The 21,928-nt window shown below is 59.7% G+C and carries 20 protein-coding genes and 5 pseudogenes; 14 read left to right on the top strand and 11 right to left on the bottom strand.

Features of this window, described 5'->3' with window-relative positions:
- Nucleotides 1–257: 257 nt before the first annotated feature.
- From ACFSQT_RS29475 to ACFSQT_RS29465, 3 genes are all read left to right on the top strand, one after another.
- On the top strand, nucleotides 258–1,850 hold the full coding sequence (locus ACFSQT_RS29475) for an MFS transporter (protein ID WP_379024747.1): 1,593 nt from the start codon (nucleotides 258–260) through the stop codon (nucleotides 1,848–1,850).
- Nucleotides 1,851–1,948: 98 nt separating this feature from the next.
- Nucleotides 1,949–2,155 (top strand): hypothetical protein, encoded by a 207-nt coding sequence (locus ACFSQT_RS29470; RefSeq protein ID WP_379024827.1) that lies wholly within the window; start codon nucleotides 1,949–1,951, stop codon nucleotides 2,153–2,155.
- Nucleotides 2,106–2,846 (top strand): alpha/beta fold hydrolase, encoded by a 741-nt coding sequence (locus ACFSQT_RS29465; protein ID WP_379024745.1) that lies wholly within the window; start codon nucleotides 2,106–2,108, stop codon nucleotides 2,844–2,846. The genes ACFSQT_RS29470 and ACFSQT_RS29465 overlap by 50 nt, the downstream gene beginning before the upstream one ends.
- Before the next feature lie 442 nt (nucleotides 2,847–3,288).
- Here ACFSQT_RS29465 and ACFSQT_RS29460 read toward each other — a convergent pair whose 3' ends face one another.
- From ACFSQT_RS29460 to ACFSQT_RS29445, 4 genes are all read right to left on the bottom strand, one after another.
- The gene (locus ACFSQT_RS29460) at nucleotides 3,289–4,344 is read right to left on the bottom strand and encodes an ABC transporter permease (protein WP_379024743.1); all 1,056 of its coding nucleotides are present in this window, start codon (nucleotides 4,342–4,344) and stop codon (nucleotides 3,289–3,291) included.
- A 105-nt stretch (nucleotides 4,345–4,449) separates the two neighbouring features.
- Nucleotides 4,450–5,955 (bottom strand): sugar ABC transporter ATP-binding protein, encoded by a 1,506-nt coding sequence (locus ACFSQT_RS29455; protein ID WP_379024741.1) that lies wholly within the window; start codon nucleotides 5,953–5,955, stop codon nucleotides 4,450–4,452.
- Nucleotides 5,956–6,103: 148 nt separating this feature from the next.
- Nucleotides 6,104–7,057, bottom strand: a complete 954-nt coding sequence (locus ACFSQT_RS29450) for a sugar-binding protein (RefSeq protein ID WP_379024739.1) — start codon at nucleotides 7,055–7,057, stop codon at nucleotides 6,104–6,106.
- Nucleotides 7,058–7,148: 91 nt separating this feature from the next.
- Complete coding sequence (locus tag ACFSQT_RS29445) at nucleotides 7,149–7,883, bottom strand: SDR family oxidoreductase (protein WP_379024737.1); 735 nt, start codon at nucleotides 7,881–7,883, stop codon at nucleotides 7,149–7,151.
- Between the two features lie 78 nt (nucleotides 7,884–7,961).
- On the opposite strand from ACFSQT_RS29445, the pseudogene ACFSQT_RS29440 reads away from it, so the two are divergent.
- Nucleotides 7,962–8,213, top strand: a pseudogene (locus ACFSQT_RS29440) (LysR family transcriptional regulator); the annotation flags it as partial.
- Between the two features lie 45 nt (nucleotides 8,214–8,258).
- Nucleotides 8,259–8,930 carry a LysR substrate-binding domain-containing protein gene (locus tag ACFSQT_RS29435; RefSeq protein WP_379024821.1) on the top strand — a complete coding sequence of 224 codons (672 nt, stop codon included), beginning with the start codon at nucleotides 8,259–8,261 and terminating at the stop codon, nucleotides 8,928–8,930.
- A gap of 323 nt (nucleotides 8,931–9,253) precedes the next feature.
- On the opposite strand, the gene ACFSQT_RS29430 is transcribed toward ACFSQT_RS29435, so the two are convergent.
- Nucleotides 9,254–9,439, bottom strand: a complete 186-nt coding sequence (locus ACFSQT_RS29430) for a hypothetical protein (protein WP_379024735.1) — start codon at nucleotides 9,437–9,439, stop codon at nucleotides 9,254–9,256.
- Nucleotides 9,440–9,564: 125 nt separating this feature from the next.
- Here ACFSQT_RS29430 and ACFSQT_RS29425 point away from each other — a divergent pair, with 125 nt between their 5' ends.
- Both ACFSQT_RS29425 and ACFSQT_RS29420 read left to right on the top strand, forming a co-directional pair.
- Entirely contained in the window at nucleotides 9,565–9,714 is a 150-nt protein-coding gene (locus ACFSQT_RS29425) for a hypothetical protein (protein WP_379024733.1), read from the top strand.
- 133 nt (nucleotides 9,715–9,847) lie between these two features.
- Nucleotides 9,848–9,982, top strand: coding sequence for a hypothetical protein (locus ACFSQT_RS29420; protein WP_379024731.1), 135 nt, complete (start codon nucleotides 9,848–9,850; stop codon nucleotides 9,980–9,982).
- 123 nt (nucleotides 9,983–10,105) lie between these two features.
- Here ACFSQT_RS29420 and ACFSQT_RS29415 read toward each other — a convergent pair whose 3' ends face one another.
- The gene (locus tag ACFSQT_RS29415; protein WP_379024729.1) at nucleotides 10,106–10,525 is read right to left on the bottom strand and encodes a hypothetical protein; all 420 of its coding nucleotides are present in this window, start codon (nucleotides 10,523–10,525) and stop codon (nucleotides 10,106–10,108) included.
- Between the two features lie 63 nt (nucleotides 10,526–10,588).
- On the opposite strand from ACFSQT_RS29415, the gene ACFSQT_RS29410 reads away from it, so the two are divergent.
- Nucleotides 10,589–11,332, top strand: a complete 744-nt coding sequence (locus ACFSQT_RS29410; protein ID WP_379024727.1) for a substrate-binding domain-containing protein — start codon at nucleotides 10,589–10,591, stop codon at nucleotides 11,330–11,332.
- Between the two features lie 293 nt (nucleotides 11,333–11,625).
- A pseudogene (locus ACFSQT_RS29405) lies at nucleotides 11,626–11,763 on the top strand (IS256 family transposase); the annotation flags it as partial.
- Between the two features lie 561 nt (nucleotides 11,764–12,324).
- On the opposite strand, the gene ACFSQT_RS29400 reads toward ACFSQT_RS29405, so the two are convergent.
- Nucleotides 12,325–13,386, bottom strand: coding sequence for a LacI family DNA-binding transcriptional regulator (locus tag ACFSQT_RS29400; RefSeq protein ID WP_379024725.1), 1,062 nt, complete (start codon nucleotides 13,384–13,386; stop codon nucleotides 12,325–12,327).
- Nucleotides 13,387–13,502: 116 nt separating this feature from the next.
- On the opposite strand from ACFSQT_RS29400, the gene bglB reads away from it, so the two are divergent.
- The 4 genes from bglB to ACFSQT_RS29380 all read left to right on the top strand — a co-directional run bounded on the left by bglB (nucleotide 13,503) and on the right by ACFSQT_RS29380 (nucleotide 17,537).
- Complete coding sequence (gene bglB, locus ACFSQT_RS29395) at nucleotides 13,503–14,603, top strand: beta-galactosidase BglB (RefSeq protein ID WP_379024723.1); 1,101 nt, start codon at nucleotides 13,503–13,505, stop codon at nucleotides 14,601–14,603.
- Nucleotides 14,600–15,436: a 5-dehydro-4-deoxy-D-glucuronate isomerase gene (gene kduI / locus ACFSQT_RS29390; protein WP_379024721.1), complete on the top strand. Its 837-nt coding sequence runs from the start codon at nucleotides 14,600–14,602 to the stop codon at nucleotides 15,434–15,436. Before bglB ends, kduI begins: the two co-directional genes overlap by 4 nt.
- A gap of 17 nt (nucleotides 15,437–15,453) precedes the next feature.
- Nucleotides 15,454–16,671, top strand: coding sequence for a hypothetical protein (locus ACFSQT_RS29385; RefSeq protein WP_379024719.1), 1,218 nt, complete (start codon nucleotides 15,454–15,456; stop codon nucleotides 16,669–16,671).
- 251 nt (nucleotides 16,672–16,922) lie between these two features.
- Nucleotides 16,923–17,537 (top strand): hypothetical protein, encoded by a 615-nt coding sequence (locus ACFSQT_RS29380; protein WP_379024717.1) that lies wholly within the window; start codon nucleotides 16,923–16,925, stop codon nucleotides 17,535–17,537.
- Nucleotides 17,538–18,013: 476 nt separating this feature from the next.
- Here the strand turns inward: ACFSQT_RS29380 and ACFSQT_RS29375 are convergent.
- A pseudogene (locus tag ACFSQT_RS29375) lies at nucleotides 18,014–18,271 on the bottom strand (DsbA family protein); the annotation flags it as partial.
- Nucleotides 18,272–18,288: 17 nt separating this feature from the next.
- Nucleotides 18,289–19,212: pseudogene (locus tag ACFSQT_RS29370) on the bottom strand (ABC transporter substrate-binding protein); the annotation flags it as partial.
- A gap of 179 nt (nucleotides 19,213–19,391) precedes the next feature.
- Here ACFSQT_RS29370 and ACFSQT_RS29365 point away from each other — a divergent pair.
- Nucleotides 19,392–19,862 carry a hypothetical protein gene (locus ACFSQT_RS29365; RefSeq protein ID WP_379024390.1) on the top strand — a complete coding sequence of 157 codons (471 nt, stop codon included), beginning with the start codon at nucleotides 19,392–19,394 and terminating at the stop codon, nucleotides 19,860–19,862.
- Here the strand turns inward: ACFSQT_RS29365 and ACFSQT_RS29360 are convergent.
- Together ACFSQT_RS29360 and ACFSQT_RS29355 are read right to left on the bottom strand one after the other, a co-directional pair.
- Entirely contained in the window at nucleotides 19,859–20,407 is a 549-nt protein-coding gene (locus ACFSQT_RS29360; RefSeq protein ID WP_379024388.1) for a histidine phosphatase family protein, read from the bottom strand. The genes ACFSQT_RS29365 and ACFSQT_RS29360 overlap by 4 nt on opposite strands.
- A 97-nt stretch (nucleotides 20,408–20,504) precedes the next feature.
- Nucleotides 20,505–21,928: pseudogene (locus ACFSQT_RS29355) on the bottom strand (caspase family protein); the annotation flags it as partial.

Below are 21,928 nucleotides of genomic sequence, written 5' to 3'. Positions count from 1 at the left end.
ATTCATCATAGGTGGGCGCTCATTTTATCCGGCACCCACCAGTTCAAGACGTACAAACGAGATTGCCTCACTATACAAATTTAATGTGGTGCTGACCGAGGAGATTTTGTCCCGTCGTCGGCGGCTGTCCTGCAATGCCCTCGATCATGCTGTTCGTCCTATGGCGCCTGTCGCCCCGCTCGCGAAGGGTGCAAGTTTCGATCTTCATTCTCTTGATCTCCGTCGATAAGAGCATATACTCTCAATAATAAGAGCATATGCTCCTTTTAAATTCAATTCAATATCGGAGGTCCCATGCCTGCACATGCCTACGAGGCCATCACGACGGCGAAAAGCGCGATCGCGGCCGTTCTCGGGTCCATCACCTTACACAAGAGAGTGGGCGTAGCTTCACCTACGTCGGCAGACTTTTCGAGTGTCAGCCCATCGAACTGCGGATCGAGGTGACCGCTATGAACGTGCAGTCACAAATCGAATCCTCCGGTGAGGTCTCAAGTGAGAGGTCACTTGTAGTAACTCTTATCCTTTGTGGGGCGGCATTCATGGCGATGATTGACGTATTCATCGTCAATGTCGCTTTCCGCCAGATCGGCGCGGAATTTCCCGAAGCCAGCTTTGGTGATCTCAGCTGGATTCTAAACGGCTACACCATTGTCTATGCGGCCTTGTTGATTCCGTTCGGCGGTCTCGCCGACAGGTGGGGACGCAAGCGTGCGTTCCTTGCGGGCCTGACGATTTTCACGCTGGCCAGCGTCGGCTGTGCGCTTTCGGGCGCGATGTGGTCACTAATTCTCGCCCGCGTGCTGCAAGCCGCAGGAGCCGCGATGCTCACTCCAAGCAGCCTCGGCCTCATCCTGACGGTTCTTCCTGCGCAAAAGCGGGCAAGGGCGGTAAGGACCTGGGCGACGACATCTGCGATTTCTGCAGCAATTGGTCCGGCCCTCGGCGGGATCCTTGCTGAATACTCATGGCGATGGATATTCGTCATAAATCTGCCGATCGGAATTCTTGCCGGCGCCGCTGCTGCAGCGCTGATACCAACAATACAGCCGGTCAGTGCCTCGACCAGAAAGCTCGATCTGTTCGGCGCCATGCTTGCTGCAGTCGCTGTGGGATCTCTGTCTCTCGCCGTCGTCGGGTATGAACAATCAACGACGTCAGAAATCATAGCCAACTATGCCATCGCCATTCTGGCCGCGGCCTGGCTCGTAAGGAGAATCTTGTTTCACCAAGCGCCCATCGTAGACCCGGCTCTCTTCAAGGTTTCGACGTTTACCTGGGCGAATGTCACCATCATAGTGTTCTGTACGGCCTTTGCCGCTATCTTTCTTAGCGTCGCCATCTGGTTGCAAACAGTTGCCGGCCTTTCCTTGATCGAGACCGGATTTGCGATCGTCCCTGGCCCTGTTTGCGTGCCCATCGCCGCTTACCTGGTTCAGAGGTTTGCGTCCACCGCGTCACCGCGAGCAGTCGTGATCGTCGGCAATGTCATTTTTGCAATTGGAGCGTTGGGTTTCGCCTTCATGGCGTCAATCGCCCCTCGCTACAGCATAGATATCATGCCGGCATGGATGTTGGTCGGCACCGGCATCGGCATTGCCATGCCGACCATGATTGGAAGCGCAACCCGCGATCTACCGGCAAGCATGACAGCGACGGGTAGCGCGGTGGTCAATACAAGCCGCCAGTTGGGCTATGTTCTGGGCGTGGCGCTCCTGGTGGCGGTTACGGGCTCTCTCAGTCTCGCCCCGAGCCAGGCATTGCATGCTTTTCAAACTAGTTGGCAACTCATCGCCCTCGGTGCGGCTCTCAGCGCGTTAACGGCGTTGGGCATGCGGAGAACGGCTTGACCCCCAGGTTCTCGAGAACGCTCTTCCACCTCGTTTGACCAGGCGAAAAACGACCGCGACGCGGTCCCACATATCGATCAACAGCAGGAAGGTTTGCCATGCAACAGAAAGAAGTGAGCGATGCCGCAAACCGAGTTGTAGGGTTTGCGGACAAGCTGCTCCGGATCAAGCGACCGCCTATAGATCAGCAGTTTCACGGACTGTTGAACGCCGAATCCATAACAATGCAGGTCGAGGCGCCGGGCGACTGGCCCGATGGCCGCCAGATCGAGGTGCGAGTGCATCGCGGGGGGGGCCGGGCCTAATGCACTGCTTGTACATGGATGGCAAGGGCTGCGTTCCGATCTCATGGGCATATGGCGCAAGCTCGTAGAGGCCGGCTACACGGTCTGGTTTCCCGACCTTCCCGGCCATGGAGATTCGGCCGGCGAGCGATTATCCATTCCGTTGGCAGCCGCCGTTCTGCAGGCCGCCGAGCGGCTGGCTGGACCATTTGCTCTGGCAGTGGGGCATTCCATTGGAGGGGCCTGCGTAGTTCAGGCTCTGGAGCAAGGTCTTTCAGCTGAGCGGATCGTCCTCCTCGCCACGCCGACGCACTACGGCCACTATGTTCGATTCATGGCGCGTAAGGCCGGGCTTGAAGGAGACGAAGACGCAATACTGCGGCAGCTGGAAAGCTTGATCGGGCTCCATCCTGATCGCATAGACATGCGACGACAGGCGGCGAAAATGTCCCAGCCTGCGTTGTTCGTTCATTCATCCGATGACACCGTTGTGCCCTTCAAGGGTGCAGGGATTGTGGCTTCGATCTGGCCGGGCGCGCAGTGGCTCCTCGTCGATGCCTTAGGCCACCACGGAGAGTTTCTGAGGGACGATATCGTCTTGGAGCGAGTCTCCGCTTTTGTAGGTGGCTCCCCGCGCATCTCGAACTCGCCCTCATTATTCGGGATTCGGGCGGATAACAGCTCTCCACGACGCAATAATGGACGCTTATGACAAGCAAATCCTGGCCGAAAAGACTTCGAAGGAAACGAGCATTCGCCCTTTGATTGAGGCTTGGCACGATAGGAGCGCACTGGCTGCGACGTCGGGGCGCTTATCCAACGATGGCGAAAGAACCGACGTCCACCGCGTCGCCTGATCCGGCAAGCCGCAGGTTGATCTCCAATCGACCCCGCTATCAGGCAGAGGCAGATCGTATCGCGTGAAGGTCATCAGCCCTCGCGGTCTTGGCAGTTGGGTAGCTTTGATTTCCTCGAACAGGCAGCGGCGATCAGTGGGGAGTGTCGCACTCACGCCGTACCAGAGCTTGAGCCACAGCAAATCCTCACCGGTTAATGCCCGTCGGACGATCCCGCTGGCGCGTTGGACAACGCTTTGCACCGCATCGACAACGCGTTTGTTCTAATCGGTCGTCGATCGCAACTGCCGCAGATATCTATTTCGCCGGTTCGGGCATCGCGGCCCTGCCTTCGGCGGCAGCGAGCCTACTCCGCATCACTTCGCGGCGCTTTCGAAATTCTGTGTATTCCTGGTCGGCGAGTACCCCGATCAGGATCACCGATCCACTCACCGCAAAGTTGAGTGATGAGGGAATGCCCAGAAGATTGACAAGGTTCTGCAGCACCTGCAGCAGGATCGTTCCGAGCACCACGCCAACGATTGAGCCTTCGCCGCCGCGCAGAGAGAACCCTCCAAGAACCGCAGCAGCTATCGCGTAGAGTTCGTAGAAGTTGCCGTGTGAGCTTGGCAGGATCGAGCGCGTGTACATGGCGAGAAAGATGGAAGAGAGCGCCGTCAGCCCGGCGCAGATCACATAAGCGGAGATGATGACCCTGCCCGTACGGATTCCGGAGAACCGCGCGGCCTCTTCGTTTTTCCCGACAGCGTAGAGATATCGTCCGAAGGCGGTGCGGTGCAGAACGACCCACATCACCGCCGCCAGCACGAGCAAGAAGACAAAGGAATGTGGAATGGGAATGGATGTGTAGGCGTTTTTCGTCAGAACTGCGACCAGATCGGTACGCCCGGTGGTTAGATATTCCAGATCCTCGAACCGGGTCTCGTAGGGAAAACCTGCCGTCGCGTCCTGGGTGTAGAAGCGGGCGATCCCACGGTAGATCAAAAGCCCGCACAACGTCACGATGAAGGGCTGCAGGCGCTTCTTGGTGATGAGCAATCCGTTGATCAGACCCAACAGGAGGCCGATGCACACCACGATGAGCACCGCCAGCGGCCAGGGCACCCCGCGATTGGCTATGAGGTCGACGAATATGACGCCGAGCAGCGCAATGACCGATCCTGCGGACAAATCGATACCGCCGGTAATGATCACCAATCCCTCGGCAATCGAAAACACGCCAAAGAGGCCGACGAGATTGGCTGTGTTGGCGATGTTGATTGGTGAAAGAAAGCGTGGGTTTATGACAGCCACGACTGTACCCACCACCAGGATCAGGACAAAAAGCCCTGCGTCTTTTTTGAGATTCGGCATTGGTCGTCCCCCACGGATTGTCCGGATACGCTTTCAAGAACGTCATGATTCTGGCTGTCGGCGAGATCAGTTGGAGGCTGCGACGAAAGCCAAATTGGCTTGCTGTCAGCGTTGCCAGTCGCCAACCGCGAGCCTGAGGATGTTCTCCTCGCTGCACTGGTCCCGAGCAAGAATGCCCGAGATACCACCCTGGTGCATGACTGCTACGCGATCGGAAACCCCGATCACTTCCTCCATGTCCGAGGAGATCATCACAACGGCAACGCCGGCATCTGCAAGCGAACGCATCAGCCGATAGATTTCAGATTTGGCACCGATGTCGATGCCACGGGTTGGTTCGTCGAACATGATGACCCGTGGCTTCATCCCCAGCCATTTGGCAAGGACGACTTTTTGCTGGTTGCCCCCAGACAGGGAGCCAGTGAGCACCCCGACGTTCGGCGCGCGAATGTCGAGTTCGCTGCGGCTCTTCTCGGCCTGTTCTCGCTCTGCAGCGTTTGACACCGTGATACCTCGAACATAGGCGCCAAGGTTCGGTAGCGTAATATTCTGGGTAATCGCGAGATCGAGCAGCAGGCCCGTCCGCTTGCGATCCTCAGGGACAAGATAGACGCCGGCCTTCACCGCTTCGGCGGAAGATGCAAAGTGTGCAGTCACGCCATTGAGGAGAACGATGCCACCTTCTTTGCGGTCAATACCGAAGAGCGCGTGAGCAAGTTCGGTTCTGCCCGCGCCAACCAACCCGGCAAGACCGAGGATTTCGCCGCTGTGGAAGTCAACACTGACCTGCGAGAAGGGGAAAGTGCTGGTCCTGAGGTTCTGGACGGAGAGTGCCACCTCGCCGCGCGCCCTCGCCGGCGCGTCATAACCGACTTTCAGGTCGCGGCCCACCATCAGCTTGACCATCGCATCATGGGTGATGGCCTCGCCTTCGAGGTGGCCCACGCGTTGGCCATCGCGCAGCACGATCACACGGTCGCTGGCCTGCACCACCTCGTTGAGCCGGTGCGAGACGAACATCACCGCGATGCCATTGGCCTTCAGCCCGGCAATCACCTTGAGCAGCTTCTCGGTCTCGGCGATGGGCAGGCTCGATGTCGGCTCGTCCAGGATCACCAGCCTGGAATTCAGGCTCAGCGCCTTGGCGATTTCGACCAGTTGTCGCTGGGCGAGCGAAAGGCTTGAAACCGGGGCGGATGAGGGGAAGTTGGCACCGAGCTGGTCAAGGTAGGGCTGAACCATCGCATGGAGTTTTGCACTGTCGATGATGTTGAGAAACCCGAGGCGCCGAGGTTCCCGACCGACAAAGACATTGGCGGCGACGTCCAGATTGTCGAACAGGTTTAGCTCCTGGTGGACGAAGGCAATGCCGGCGTCCATCGACGCCGAAATGGCCAACGCCTCGTGGGTCACCCCGTCGATTTCGATGGATCCACGATCGGGCGCAACAATGCCGCCCAGAACCTTCATCAGGGTGGATTTGCCAGCGCCGTTTTCGCCAACCAGGCCGATGACTTCGCCGGGCCGCACCGCCATCGAAAAGTCGGACAGCGCCAGGACGCCGGGATACGACTTGGCAATCCCGGCGAGTCTCAGGAACGGTTCGCTCAATCGCGTGGCCTCAGGCGAAACGGGTGTCGGGAACGCACCGTTCAAGATGGAGTGCCCGCAGTCCTGGGAGGTCCTGATACTGCTGAAGCGCAAAGACGTATCAGAGCGTTGTTGGACTGCAGGCCCCAGAGTCGCTGGCATTTCAGCGTCACTGGGAACTCAACTTCGCCTTGAGATCGGCCTTGAACTCATCGACATTGTCCTTGGTGATGACCTTTCCAGGGATGATGTCCACACCGTTGGCCGGGACAACCGACTTGTCTCCGTTGATGTAGGCCGCAAACAACTTGCTGCCCTGGTACGCCCATTCGAAGGGCTGCTGAACGACCGTGCCGGCGAAGGAGCCATCCTTGACGGCGCCGAGCGTAATCGGGTCTTCGTCGAACGCGATGACGGTGATCTGACCCAGCTTGCCGTTGTCCCGCAGCGACTCGTAAATCTTCGGCGGATTGTAGGAGTAGAAGCCAACCATGCAGTCGATTTCCCCGTGCGCGACCAAGGTGTCGTCCACATTGGCGCGGGCGCGCGCCTGGTCGTGGTCATCGGTTCGAACGTCGACAAGCTCGATACTGTGCGGACCGGCGGCGGCTTTGAAACCCTCGATGCGCTCACGCGCGTTGTCGGCGCCCGTGTTGCCGACGAAGCCCATGCACTTGCCGCCTTTGGGCATTGCCTTGACCGCGAGTTCGCCGGCATTCTTGCCGAGATCGGTGTTGGACGAACCGATGTAGAAAACGCGCTTGGAGTCTGCTGCATCGCTGTCGAAGGTGAACAGCGGCAGTTGCGAGCCGATCTTGTTGAACGCATCGGTCTGTGTCTTCGGGTTGAGTGGCGACACGGCAATCGCGTCAGCACCGGCCGCCGCCAGATCTTCGATCAGGCGCTGCTGGATGGCAGCGTCCGCGCGTTCGGGATATTTCCATTCAAGATCGAAATCAGGCAGCTCTGTCTGCGCCTTGCGCATGCCGGCTTCCGCAAGCTTCCAGAAATCCGATGCCCCGTTCGGGACCCAGACAATCATCTTCTTGTCCGCAGCCCAGGCTGCACTCGACAACAATAGGCCAACCGCTGCGCCTGCAGCGACGAGACTCTTATTTTTCATGTCATGCTCTCCCCTTTTATAGAACCGGCGTAAGTACCGGCGCTTCCTCCAAATCAGTCCGAAACATGCGCCCGTTGGTCAGCGGCTCACGTCAAGTGAGCGCCTCGGCCATCGTCCGCATCTGCACCTGAATGATGCGCGAGCCCGCGGGTTGAGTGCAGGCGAAAAGGACAGCCGCCGCGACGTCGTCCGCTTCCAGCATTTGCGATTCTCGGACGCTTGCGTCCGTACGCCCCTTGCCGATCGCGAATTCGGTCTTCACACCGCCGGGACAGATCGTGCCCACCTTGATTCCATGGGGGCGCAACTCCTTGTCCAGTCCCTGCGCGAGGCCGACCTGGGCGAACTTCGTTGCGCAATAGATGGCCTCACCGGGAAAGCCGTAGACGCCCGCCATCGAGGAAATCATCAGAACGAGACCTTCGCTTTGCGCGATCATCACGGGCACGACATGGCGAGTGAAAAGGAAGGTGGAGCGGACATTGACGTCCATCATCTCGACGTAGTCATCGAGACTGGTGTCGATCAGCGGCTTGTAGTTGCCGACGCCAACATTGTTGATGAGGATATCGATGCGGCCGAACGTCTCCTTGGCCGCCGCCACCGTGTTGAGTGCCGTCGCCTCGTCACGGGCGTCGCCGATGACTGCGATCGCGTCACTGCCGAGCGCACGGATTTCCTCGACGAGGGCATCAAGCCGCTCGCGCCGGCGCGCAGAAAGAACGAGGCGAGCCCCTTCGCGTGCCAAGCCACGCGCGCTTGCCTGCCCGATGCCAGAACTGGCACCAGATATGATGGCGACCTTGCCTGCAAGTTTCCCTGGCACAGCAGCTCCTTTTCTTCATTTGAATTCGCGGCAGGCGAAATCGGCTGGCAAGAGATTTATCTCCAGCTGTAAAGAAGCATGGGCTACAGTTGTTTATGCGTCCAACAGATAGTACAGATCGTCTCGATCTATTGCGTAGATAAATGGAGGAGCCGGATGGAGTTGCGACAGCTTCAGCATTTCATCGCCGTCGCCGAAGAGCGGAGTTTCACGCGCGCGGCGGAGCGGATCCACATCGTCCAGTCGGCGCTGTCGACCTCCATTCGAACCCTCGAGGAAGATCTGCAGGCGCGACTTTTCGTGCGCAGCACGCGTCAGGTTCAGTTGACGCCTGCCGGGCAGGTTTTCCTGGAAAGGGCGCGCGAGGTCATAAGAGTGATCGATGTTGGCCGCGTATCGGTCGCTGATATTGAAGGTTTGCGATGCGGCTCGCTTTCCATCGGGACCGTCCACAGCCTGCCGGCTTTTCTCGATTTGCCGTCCCTGATCTCGCGATTTCACGGGACGAACTCCGGAATCGAGGTCCGTCTGAGGCAGGGCGATTCTGCCGGGCTCATGGGGCAGCTTCGGGCTGGACAGTTGGACCTTGCCTTCCTGCCGCTGCTTGACCCACCCGATGATATCGTCACCAGGATCGTCGCCTGCGAGGACATGGTTGTCGCCACTCCTCCGAACCATCCGCTTGCCGGACGGCGTGAGGTGACCCTCGACGAACTGATTGGTTACCCCTTCGTGGATTTCGATATTGGCTGGGGCACCCGCCCTCTGATCGATCGTGCGTTCGGCCTGGCAGGCTTCCAAAGGCGAACCGTCTTCGACGTCACCGACGTCGAGACGATCATCGACCTGGTCAGCAAGGGGCTTGGCATCGCACTCTTGCCCGAAACGATTGCCGAGATGCGAACACCCCGGATCGCCATCTCGGAGATGGCCGAGCCCGTCATCTGCTGGGAACTGGTGGTGGCCCACTTGCGCGGTGAAGGGTCGGCTCCCGTCAACGGCGCTGCGCGGGCTTTTCTCGAGCTTCTGACTTTCTTCGAGACGTGACGCCAGGCAAGCAGAGTTATTTGGTGATTGAGGTCGTCATCTCGGCCTTCCAAGGGGCTAAAAGGCGATCCAAGCTATCGGGCGGCCCCGTCGTCAAAATCGAAGACAAATAAGCCCGCTAAATTACCGTTCACGTCGCGATCCAATAGGGGTTCGACGGTGGTGGCGAGCGCGCGGTGATCCGGGTCCATGGCGTCCCCGTAGGGTTTTCCTACGAAATAGTCTCGGTCATCCGTGTTCTTGAAGGTGACTATGAAAGCTTGTTCCAATTGCCGGTCGAATCCCTCACTGCTGATCGCCTGCCCCCCCTTGATGGAGACTATTTAGAGATGTCCATCGCGCTTGGCGACGTCCTTCAGCGCTGGAAACCTCCTGGCGAAATCGGCCTTGGTATCTGCCGCAATATTCGCTTGGTATTTGAACACCACAATGTGTTGGATTTCGGCTTGTGCTGCCTGCGCGAAGAGCGTTGCAGCAAATCCGAGAGTCGATGCCTTCTTCCAAGCCATGGTTCGCCTTCTCCTTTCGTTGCAAACAGCGCATCCGAACACCAAGGTAGGACGATCTCAGATTCGATGAATGCTCAAAGGGCCGTACTTTATTGCAGTTCGTCCAAGTTCGGGCATCCACGGCCTTGAGCCACCACACCAAACCACGTGCGCCTTCAAAGAAAACGTTTTTCCATTTTGATTTGTGCGGTTCCGAAACCAAAGGCGATCCGCTCTCAAAAAAAGCCCGCCGCGCAACGTCGCTTGGCGGCGGCTTCGAGGTGAGTGCCGCTTAGCCACCGCAGTTCTGCGATGTCCAACAGGCGGCTCATTCTTCAATGCAAGGCAAACGCTCTGAGTTGCACTATCCGCAGCGTGCCGCGCTCTCCGGTGTGCGGCGGACTGCAGCCCCGAGGTGAGGATTCGACAATGGGAAGGTGGTCAACGCCCTCCTGCGGGCTGGAAGCCAACCGAAACGTGGCCCGCGCCGTCGCGTTCAACGCCTGCAAAGCCGCCTTCGCCGGCGCGATCGAGCCGAAGACGATGCGGGGAAACCTCTGGTGAGCTTCGCATGCCACGACGCAGCCTGATACCGAATTTAGTCTCATCGGCGGCCCCTGCAGGTCTTGAATTTTATGCCGTGTGGCCGGAAATCTAAGAGGCGCAGGATAGGATAATGATCTCCCGCTACGCGCGGTGGCCGCCCTCTTTGCCTGCCAGCGCCGCATCATCCCGACCCGGCATGATCTGCGCTCGAGCTGCCTGTGCTCCTGCTGCAAGGATACGATCCGACAACTCTGTCCGTTCAACGGCGCGGGCCATCTGAAGGGCGCCGATAAGGGTGGCAAAGATACCGAACGCAACGTCCTCCGGATCCCGGACCTGCGGCGGCAGTTCCGCCGACACCTGGCGCACCAAGCTCAGCAGGCGCTCGGTATAGAGTTGACGAGTTTCGGAAGGCTCGCGCGCGATTTCCGGCAACAACGCGGCAGACGCGCAGCCCTGCGCCGGATTGTCCCGGTGCGCCGCCGAGAGATAGACGCCGATGGCCATATCCAGGCCGCCGGCGGCCAAAGCTTCGCGGATTTGGTCTGACTGATCCTCCAAAGCCGCCGCCACGGTTTCCGTGACTATCTGTCCGATCTGGCGAAGCTGCCTTTGATCGAAGGTATGACGCTGGCGGCACGGCAGGCCGGCTATAGCCTGTCCATCTATTTCACCACCCCAGATGACGACCCTGTCGAGAGCTTGCGGCACCTGCTTCAGGCGCGCAGCGCGGACGGCTTGATCATCACGCGCATGATCTCGGGCGATCCGCGTGTCCGGCTGCTTTTGGATGAGCGCGTACCGTTCGTCGCATTTGGAAGGACCGATCTGGATCTCGTCTATCCCTATGTCGATATCGATAATGAGCAGATCGCCTACGATGCGGTCCAACGGCTCATCCGCAAAGGCTGCCGGCGCATAGCGCTGCAACTTCTCGTGCCGAACGATCAGGCGAGCGCGATGCGTCTTGCAGGCTATGCAAGGGCGATGACCGAGGCCGGTATTGCAATCGACCCGTCGCTGATCGGTCACGGCACGTTCACGATGGAATCGAGCGCGGCCTGGTTCGATCGCCTGCTGGCGTCGTCAGATCCGCCGACAGGCCTTGCATGCGCCAACGAATTGGGTCTGTTGGGAGCGCTGCACGCTTTCGACAGGCGAGGCCTGGTGCTCGGTCGCGACGTGCACGTCATAGCCCGCGACAGCACGCGTCTGGCGCGCTTCCTGCCGGCCAAGATCGGAGTTCATTCCGTGGATATGGCGGATGTTGGACACAAACTCGTTGAGGTTCTGCAGAGCCGGATCGCCAATCCGCTCGGGCTAGCCGCCGGTATCTTGTTCAACGGTAAATTCGAGCCACCTGAATAGTCAGACTGCTGTCTCGGCAGCGACAATGTGTGGTTCTGCCAAGCCGACACCCTCGGCTCCACGCCTCCGCGCGACATTGCGCTATTGCGGCTGACTGATGTGCAGTCCGGAATTATCTGTCACTGTCCGGAATTAAGCCGGGCTTCGGAGGTCCGGCCCAAGGTTTTTCGACCTATGACGACATCCCCTCGCCTCAACTGTGCAATCTACACTCGCAAATCGACCGAAGAGGGTCTGGAGCAGGAATTCAATTCGCTTGATGCCCAACGCGAAGCCTGTGCTGCATTTATCGCCCCAACGCCGAAAGCTGCCTGCGCCTGGTCAGGGCGCTGGCCGTCGAAACCAACGAAAACTGGATGGAGGCCAACCGCTACATCAACATGGACGACCTGCGCGAGCACAAGAAGCTCGCTCTGCGCCAAGCCGTATGACCAGCCTCATGGCCGCCGCCCCTTTTTGCAGAACTTGACGCACACAACCCTGAAAGACCCATGAAATGAGGCGCACGGGATGGTGCTCCAAATGAACGGATGCAGCCAGCCGGAAGCGAAAACTAAGTCCCGGAAGTGCCGACGCTATTCCGGCTGATTCTCACGCGACCATCGGATATGGCATTCTCGGGCGAAAATAGTGGCCATTTGAACAGCGGCGATTCAGACCGCATCCGGGTGCATCACAACGATCGTTTGGTGATGCGCGTTGTAAAAATATATGCTAAGTACTTGATATTAAAGACTTATTTGTGGCCCCAGGAGGCCGTGCTATGAACGGTGATTTCATTGGATTTTTCGTGGGCCAAAATCAGAAGTCTCTCCGTATCGTCCCGTATGGTTCCGCACAAGGTCCGCGGCACGCCGGCAATATGACGCCCCGAGTGTACACAGGTTTGCAGATCGCCAGCATCATGCCGGTGGAGGTGTCTGAATGGCTCTTTGCCGGAACCCGTGCCATTGTCCGGCGACAAAACAGCCAGCCTGGCTGCACAAGGAAACCTACTTGTTCGGAAGCGGCCGGCATGGAGCCGTGGAGGATCGTTCGACCAGATGGCAGGCGAGTTCCACGCGACGTGGCGGTATGGGAAGACTGGAGAGGCTGTCACGCAGCAGGTCGAGCGCTACCGAGCCGATTTCGCGCATGGGGATATGCATGGTCGTCAGCGGCGGATTGAGGAAAGCGGCCTGCGGGAGGTCGTCCATGCCCATTACCGAAACGTCGCCGGGCACTGAAAACCCCGACTGCTGAATGCCCATCATCGCACCGACGGCAAGGCTGTCGCCGGCGGCCAGAATGGCGGTGAAATCAAGACCACGGGCGGCGATCCGCGCCGCAACCGCCTGCGCCGCAAGCTCCGGAAGCCAGTCCTCGACGGGAACCACGAGATCCTCATCGAACGGCAATCCGCGATGCAGCAGCGCATCCTTCCAGCCTTCGTAGCGCCGTTCGATGGTGCGCCGACCCGGCCGCATCAGGAACAGGATGCGCTCGTGGCCGAGGTCGATCAGGTGATCGGCGCCCAGCCGCGCGCTTGAGCGGTTGCAGGGCGTGACGCTGGAAAGCCGCATGAAGGGATCGTCGCCGTTGAGAAGGACGACCGGCTTGTCGAAGCTGCGCGTGGCGGCCAGCATGGCCTCGTCATCGACGGTGAGAAAAAGCAAGCCGGCGACCTGAGGATCGTCCAGCGCCTCCTTCAGAACGGCCAGTTCCTCGTTCTTGTCGCCGATGGAGCGCTTGACAATTTCAAGCCCAAGTGCCTGCGCGCGCTCGTTCAACCCTTCAAGGACATAAAGCGTAAATTGGTTGCGCACGTAGTCAATCATGGCGGCGCTCGATGCCGCGAGGATGACCTTCTGTCCCGCGACCGCTGTCGGGATTGTGTAGTTGGCGATCTTCGCTGCCTGGAGAACCTTCTGGCGGATTTCCGGCCGAACGCCTTTCTCGCCTGCAAGCGCACGCGAAGCGGTACTCAACGACACCCCGCAGGCCTCGGCAAGGTCCTCAAGGCGCACACGCTTGCTCTTCTTGCCACGTTTGCCGGGCAGCGGTTTTACGGCCATAACGGCCTCCTTTGCGCCAAGATGAGAAAAATTTTCATATTGCGCAAGTGAAATCATCATGCATTTTGTTCTGCCACGGAGCCGCCACAAGAGCGACGCGGATAAGAGGAAATGCTATGGGTCCAGACGGTCGCGACATTCGAAATGGTCTCGATCGCCTTGTCGCCGGAACGACCGGCCTCAAGCACGACGGTCGCTTTCATGAACCGAATCTCGACGGAACCGCCGGCGACTACATCAGCTTCGACAGTTGGGAGTGGCCGCAGGGCGTCGGCCTCTATGGCCTGATCAAGCTCTGGCTTTTCACAGGCCAGGACGATCTGCGCCGGCTCATCGAAGCCTGGTATCGGGACCGTATCGAAGCCGGTCTGCCGCAGCTCAATGTCAACACGACTGCGCCAATGCTCGGTCTGTCGGTGCTCTGGGCCAAAACCCGCGATCCCCGCTGGCAACCGATCCTCAACGATTGGGCAAACCGTGTGGTGTCCGACCTTGGCCGAACGCCGGAAGGCGGCTTCGAGCACCACGTCTCGGACAAGGTCAATAACAACGAACTCTGGGACGATACCCTTTACATGGTGGCCCTGTTCCTGGCGTCCTACGGTCAGGCAAGCGGCCGGCGCGAATTGGTCGACGAGGCATCGCGGCAATTCCTCGTGCATGCCCGCTACCTCGCCGACACCCACACCGGCTTGTGGTTCCATGGCTGGACATTCGAAGGTCGGCACAATTTCGCCCAGGCCCGCTGGGCACGCGGCAATGCCTGGATCACAGCCGGCATGCTTGATCTCTTCGATCTGGCGGACGTCGCCAAACCGGTAAAGGACTTCCTGCAAGGCGTTCTCGTGGCTCAGGTCGATGCGCTGCTTGCGCTTCAGGCGCCCTCAGGCGCATGGCGCACATTGCTCGACGACCCCACCTCCTATGAAGAGATTTCCGCGACGGCCGGCATCGGCTACGGCCTGCTCAAGGGCTATCGCCTCGGGATCGGCACGCCGGGGTGGCACGCGGCGGGTCTGAAGGCGCTGCGGCTGGTAATGGACAATATCGATGAGACCGGCACCGTGCTCAACGTCTCCTATGGCACGCGCATGGGCCATGACCTCCAATTCTACAAGGATATTCCCATTCAACCGACCGGTTACGGGCAGGCCCTCGCAATCCTGTGCCTTTCCGAGGGCCTGCAGCATGTCGGAACAAAAGGACAAGCGGCATGACGATGAAGATCTTGTATGGAGCGGCGCCGGAAGATGTCAAAGGCTACGACACGGAGCAACTCCGCAACGCTTTCCTGATCACCGGTCTGTTCGCCGCAGATGCCGTCAATTTCACCTATACGCATGTCGACCGCCTGTTGCTCGGCGGGGCCATGCCGGTGACGAAGAGCGTGACCTTTGGATCCGGCGCCGAGATCGGCACGCCGTATCTTCTGTCTGCGCGTGAAATGGGCATTGCCAATCTCGGCGACACGGGCACCGTGAGCGTTGACGGCCAGTCCTTCACGCTCGACAACCGTGACGTGCTCTACCTGGGTCGCGGCGCCCGGACGATTGCGCTGGCGAGCCTGTCGGGGAATAGCCCTGCCCGGTTCTACATGAATTCGGTGCCGGCCGGTGCGGACATCCCCCACCGCCTGATCAGAAAAGGGGACTCCAAGCCGGTCGAACTCGGCGACATCAGCCGGTCGAACAAGCGCCGCCTCGCCATGTACATCCACCCGGAAGTCGCGCCCTCGTGCCTTCTGCTGATGGGCATCACCGACCTTGCCGAAGGCAGTGTCTGGAACACCCTGCCGCCGCATCTGCACGAGCGGCGCATGGAGGCCTATTGCTACTTCGACATGGCAGCGCATGATCGCATCATTCATTTGATGGGCCGCCCTGAGGAGACGCGCCATCTCGTCGTCGCCAACGGCGACGCGGTCCTGTCGCCGGCCTGGTCGATCCATATGGGCGCCGGCACCGGTCCCTATGCCTTCGTCTGGGGCATGACCGGAGAGAACCAAGAGTACAACGACGTGGCTCCGGTGGCCGTGGCGGAACTGAAATGACCCCGGCGACATCACTCATGAACCATGACCTGAAGGCCGGCGAAGCGATCCGCCATTGGCAGCTGGGCACGACCGCCGAGGAGCGTTTCGACGTTCCCGACGCGCCCATGAAGGGTGAGATGGACCCCTTCTTCTTTCTGACCAAGCATAAGAATTTCATTCCGCATGAGTATCCCTGCCGCACGATTTTCGCCGAGCATTATCGGGGCAAGCGGCCTGATGTGCGAGGCGCCTTCACCCCTGCCCGCTGGTGGCTGCCTTATGGCTCGCCGCGGCTCGATCTCTCCGGCTTCTGGTTCCGGCCGACGCGGCTAGCCACCTGGGCACGCACCTGCGTTTTCGTCGAAAAGGCTGGGACTGCAAAGGTTCGCCTCGGCACGTGCGGCGGCGCGGTTCTCTGGTTGAACGGCGCCGAGGTCGGCTGGATGGCACCCTATAGCCGCAACCTGGAGGCAAAGGTCGAATTCGACCTGCCGCTGGAGGTCGGGCTGAATGAGATCACCATTTTCTTCGATGATCTTGCCGAGCGCGATGCTCGCTATTTCTTTCAGCTTGACTATCTGGAGGGGCCGACGGCAAGCGTTGCAGTGCCCGTGCCGATCGACGGCAAGGTCGCCGGGAAGATCGAGGCGGCCCTCGAAGGCATGCACTTCGACAGGACGGCCTATTTCGAAGGCGACATCACACTTCTTTTCGCCGAACCCTTGCCGGTGGATATCGCGGTCAATGTCACGGTCGAGGGCGACTTCATGTCGACCGAACGTTTCGACTATGATTTCACCCTCAAGGCCGGCGAAGCACGTCTCATTATTGGCCCGTCGGAAAATGCGCCCGCCGATTTTCGCCATTTCCGCGTCACCCTCAAGGCCGCCGGCTTCCTCGCCTCGCGGTCCCTCGGTGTGGAAATCTGCCATGCCGGCCGTCAGGGAGACGCGCCTGCCGCGCTTGCCGACCGCATCACGGAAACGCTGGATGAGATCTCGGAATTTTCTGAACGCGATACGGTTCGTGCCTTCGCGCGGCTGGCAAGCGGCCGGGGCGGAGCCGACACCGATGCGATGATCGAGGAAATCCTGCCTTCGATCGTGGATTGTCACGACTGCGCCGACTTCTCGCTGGTCCCGCTGATCTGGTCGCGCACCGTCTGGGGCAAGGACATCGGCGAAAAGACGCGCGGCCGCATCGGTCGTCTACCCGGCCAAGATACGAACTGTCGAGTTCGTCAAGCTAAGTGAGGCCCTGAGTTCAACGAGTCTAGAATTCGCCGTCCTAACGGAAGCCGGCGACGGTGCCTGGCATAGCGGCTCGATGAATGACATTTTGGCCGAACTTCGGAGAGCGCACGACATTCTGGTACGTGACGATGTTCTTCAGCAGGCAGTTGACACGCTTAATGTTGGCCTTTCGGAGGTTGCAAGCGCGCTAATGAACAACCGCGGAGCTTGCGATCGTCTCATTCAGGTTTTGGGAGTGGGGGGGAAGACAAGTGCCGACGCTTCCGTTTGAACAACGCCGTCGCGAGACCACGGCGAAACTCGCCGCCTTAATGCTGGCGAACGCGTTCATTTTCCAAGAGCAATTGTCTGGCCTTGAAGAAAAGGTAAAGCCGATACGATCGTTACTCGTAGAGCGGGACTTTGTTGGGAAGACTGCTGCCCACTGGAACATGATAATAAATGAGATCAATTACGTGCCAATTTTCAAGGTGGCACGTGACATTATTCTGTCGCTGCCGTCGCATTCTGATACCGACTCTGCAGTTCGGCATCTTGCCGAGCGAGCGCTAGAGATAGTATCGAAGAAGGCTGCCCTACGGCACGACCTAATGGGTAGGATTTATCATCTCCTCTTGCTTGAAGCGAAATATCTAGGTACCTATTACACGTCTGTTCCAGCAGCAACTTTATTACTAAAGCTGACTTTAGATATTGACAGATGGCCCCAAGTTGATTGGGCTAATCCGGTTTCGTTAAACGAATTCAAGATAGCGGATTTGGCCTGCGGTACGGGTACGCTGCTTATGGCCGCGAGCCAAGCTTTGACAGATAATTTCATAAATTTAGAGCAAGTCGAAGCGAGACAATCGATAGTGACTCACTAACAGAATTGCATAAGCTAATAATCGAGGAAATGCTTTACGGCTATGATGTCCTTCCATCGGCCGTTCATCTTACGGCGTCAACTTTAGCGCTTCTGGCGCCGGAAACGTGCTTTCATAAAATGCACCTCTACTCTCTGCCGATGGGCCGAATGAAATCGGGGCAGGTTTACCTAGGTAGTATCGATTACGTTTCCGCCAGTACCATCGAGACCCAGTTGGATCTCATGAGCCCAGGAATCGGCAGTGCGATAACCGCTGCCGATGAACACGTACCCTCCGTTGCGCCACTTCCGTCATTGGATTTGTGCGTCATGAATCCGCCGTTCGTAAGAAGTGTCGGCGGGAATCTTCTTTTCGGATCGGTACCTGATCAACGCGGGCATATGCAGGCAGAGCTGGCCCAGCGCCTTAAAGCGACGAACTTGGCAGCGTCTTCTACAGCCGGGCTCGGAAGTGTGTTTGCTGCCGTCGGCGACCGCCATATCCAGCGGTTCGATGCGGGCATGAATCTCGTGGATGCGTTCGTCGCTGCCGAACTTGGCCAGCATATACTCATGGCGATCCTTGCCCTGCGGCGGAATGGTCGGATCAAGCTGGAACGGGCGCCAGCGGACATGCACCTCGGTGTCGCCGACAGCTGATATCGCCTTGTCGAGCCGCTTCTGGCCGATGAAGCACCATGGGCAGACGACGTCGGACACCACATCGACGGTGATGGCGTTCAGCTCGCTCATCTCGATCTCCTGAACCTTTAGTTCGGTTTGCGCCACCAGCTTGGCAGTTGATACCCAAATATGGGCGTCTTTTGCGGATGTTCCAGGTAGTTCCAGTAGGCAATCCATTGCTGCGTGTTGTACTGCGTCGGCACCATGTAGTTGCCGGAGATCAACAGCCGGTCGAGAACCCTGACGGCAGCGACATAGTCTTCCTTCGACCGGGCGCGCAACATCGCGTCGATCGCCGCGTCCACCGCCGGATCGGCGACCCCGGCGAGATTGAACGAGCCTTCGGCCTTGGCCGCTTCGGATCCCCAGCGTCCAAGCTGTTCGATGCCGGGCGACAACGAATTGTTGAAGCCGCTCGATCCGATCAGAGCCTCGAAATCGAAGCGCTGCTTGCGCGACTGGATCTGGTCGCCGTCAAGGCTGCGAATGGTGACGTCGATGCCGATCTTCTCCAGCGTGCGCTGATAGATGCCGGCGAGGCGCTCCTCATCCTGCGAAGCAACCAGGATCTCGAAGCCGAAGGGCTGGCCATCGGGATCAAGCATTGTCCCGTCCTGCACGTGATAACCGATGCTTTTCAGGAGATCGAAGGCCGCTTTCAGCACCTTGCGATCCTGCCCCGAACCATCGGTGACCGGAGGCCGGTACGTGCCGTCCATGACATCGGCCGGGACGCGGCCGGGGTAGGGCGCCAGAAGCGCCTTTTCCCTGTCGTCTGCCGGATGACCGAGCGCCGAAAGCTCGGAATTCTGCCAGTAACTCATCGCGCGCGCGTATTTGCCGCCGAACAGGTTCTTGTTGGCCCATTCGAAGTCGTAGAGCATGCCGAGTGCACGCCGCACGATCGGGTTGGCGAACTTCTGCAGCCGCGTGTTGAACAGGAAACCGGTCACCACCGGCGGAATGCCGGTGTCGAAGGTCTCGGCGACCACGTCGCCCTTGTGGAAGGCCGACACCGCGACATGAGCCTCGGCGATCTCATCGAAGGTATTGTGCTGCATGCTTTCGAAGGGCAGACGCCGTTTTCACCAGCGACACTCGAAACAATCAGCCAATTGAAGCGCATCTATGGGCTGGAGCTTGGCGCCGCGGACAGCCACCGTCTGACTGAACGGAAGGGCGAAGACGGATGACGAGCCATCTTGAGCGCTGCCACAGTATCGTCCTTTCCGGTCCGGTCGATCGCGTCTTTCCGCTGTTCACGCCGATCGGCGAGACCTTGTGGGTGGAAGGCTGGGACCCGGAATTTCTGCATCCGCAAGGCGGCGCAACGCGGCAAGGCATGGTCTTCCGGACCGCCCACGGTGATGAGACGACACTCTGGGCCTGCGCCGACTGGGATCCTGTCGGGCATCGCGTCCGCTATGTCAGGGTCACGCCGGATTCGCGTTTCGGATTTGTCGAGGTGGTCTGCCATCCGGCTGCTGACGGCGGCACCGAGGCATCGATCGCCTATACATTCACTGCCCTGAGCGCGGCAGGCAGGTCGTATCTGTCCGGACTGACGCAGGATGCTTTCGCACGCATGATCGATGCATGGAAATTCCGCATCGACACATGGCTGCTCACCGGCGCGTCAGCCGCTTCTCGCCACGACTAGAACGTGACGCGGCCGAGCACGCGCAGGCCATCGCCCTGCGGCTCGACGACCACGGCTTCGCCTTCGCGCGGCGAAACGCCGGTCAGCGCCACGATGTCTTCCAGATGGGTGACCATGACCAGATTGTCCGAGCCGGAATAGGCGCGGATTTCCTTCAGGATCGCCGCGATCTGCGCCGCCTTCTGCGTCTCATCGCCCTTCAGGAGATCGAGCGGCGCGAAGAGCTCCGGCTCGGCCTCGAAAGCGATGCGCGCGGTGTCGAGGCACCGGCAATAGCGGCTGGACAGCACGCGCTCGATGGGTGCCGCGCGGGCGGCAAACAAGGCGCCGATCTTGCTCGCCTGCTGCTTGCCGCGCGCCGACAAATTGACCTGGGTGGCACAGCTGTCGATGTCGAAATTCGCCGGATCGGTGGTGCCGGTGACCATGGCATGACGCAGGAGCACGACATGGCCGCCATCGCGCAACAGCGCCCAGCCAGCGTCCGTGGCGTGGGCCGCGGCCGGGATGGCGAGCAGAAGCAAAGCCAGCACAAATCGAATCATAGACTATCCTTCTCCGGTTCCCGGCAATGGGCTCCGGTGGCTGGACATATAGGGACGGTAAAGCCAGCCGAAAGACAAGGCGCGGTCGAGTGGGGCTTTACTTCTTCGCCAGTTGTTTCTTCACCAGATCGATCTTCTGGTCGGTCAACGGGATGGGCATCGTGTAGCCGGCTTCGGTAAAGCCCTGCTTGGCATTCTCGAAGAATTCGATCGCCTTTCGATATTCGGCCTTCCCGCCGCCATAGCCGGCGCGGTTCCAGTGGATGTCGCCGAGATTGTTCTGTTCGAAGGCCCACTGCAGCGGCTGGCTTTCGCGGGTGAACACCTTCAGCGTTGCCGTGAAGGCCGCTTCGGCATCGCTGAGATATTTGTCGGTCCGCTGGAGATTGCCGAGGTTGAGCAGGCTCATGCCGATGCCGTTCTGCGCATTGGCCCAGTCGACGGGTGCGGCCTCGACGGTGAGCACTTCAAGTGCCGCCCTGCGGGCGGCGATGGACTCAAGCAAGGTCTTGGGATCGGCATTGCTCATGCTCAGCCAGTGCAGCGTCGAGCCGAGGCCGGCCTGGGCCAGCGCCCACTGCCGCGGGTTGGTCTCGCGCTTGTACTCGCGCAACGCGTCGCGGTAGGCGGCAATGGCCTCACCGTAGTGTTCCGGCTTGTCGGTCACGCCGCCGAGAAGCTGCAGCGTGTTGCCGAGATTGTAGTGGCTCATTGCCCAGTCGAGGGGGAATTTTCGCCTGACATAGACCTGTCGGGCGGCCTGGAACGCCGCGGCCGACTGTTGGAGCCTGGCTGCGTCGCGGGTGCGCTGGCCAAGCGTCTGGTAGATTGAGCCGAGATTGTTCTGGGCTGATGCCCAGTCCATCGGAAAACGCTGCCGGGTAAACACCGTCAGCGCATCGTCATAGGCCGCCGCTGCCTCTTTGAGCGCGCCGGTGCCCATGTCGAAGCGGGCGACGCCGCTCAGGGCGTTACCGAGGTTGAGCCGGCTGGTTGCCCACGAGACCGGGAAGGTTTCACGGGTTCGCACCTCGAGCGCAGCGCGGAAGGCATCGGCCGCCGCGTTGATCTTTGCCTTGTCGTTGAGCTGGATGCCAAGTGAGACAAGCGTGTTGCCGAGATTGTTCTCGACCATCGCCCATTCCACCGGCACCTTTTCGCGCCTGTATTCCTCAAGCGCCAGCCGGTAAGCCGCCTCCGCTTGCGTCAGATGCTCGCCGGCGGCCTCGCGCTCGGACAGGGCATAGAGCGCCAGGCCGAGATTGTTCTGCGAAGCGGCCCAGTCGAGCGGCACCTTGTCGCGCGGGCGCTTCTCGAGCGTGGCGCGCATGGCGGCGACCGCTTCATTCAGGCGCTTCGGGTCGCTCTCGCGTTCGCCGATCTTCAGGAGCACATTGGCCAGGTTGTTCTGCGCGGCGGCCCAGTTGAGGTCGTCCTTCTCGCGCTCGAACACGACAAGCGAATCGCGAAAGATCTGCGCGGCTTCTTCGAGGCGCGTGGTTTCGGTCTCGCGCTCGCCGA

The sequence above is a fragment of the Mesorhizobium calcicola genome, assembly GCF_042682105.1.
Classification (GTDB): Bacteria; Pseudomonadota; Alphaproteobacteria; order Rhizobiales; family Rhizobiaceae; genus Mesorhizobium; species Mesorhizobium calcicola.
The sequence above is the reverse complement of the archived record's forward strand: the minus strand, read 5'-3'. Positions and strand labels throughout refer to the sequence as shown.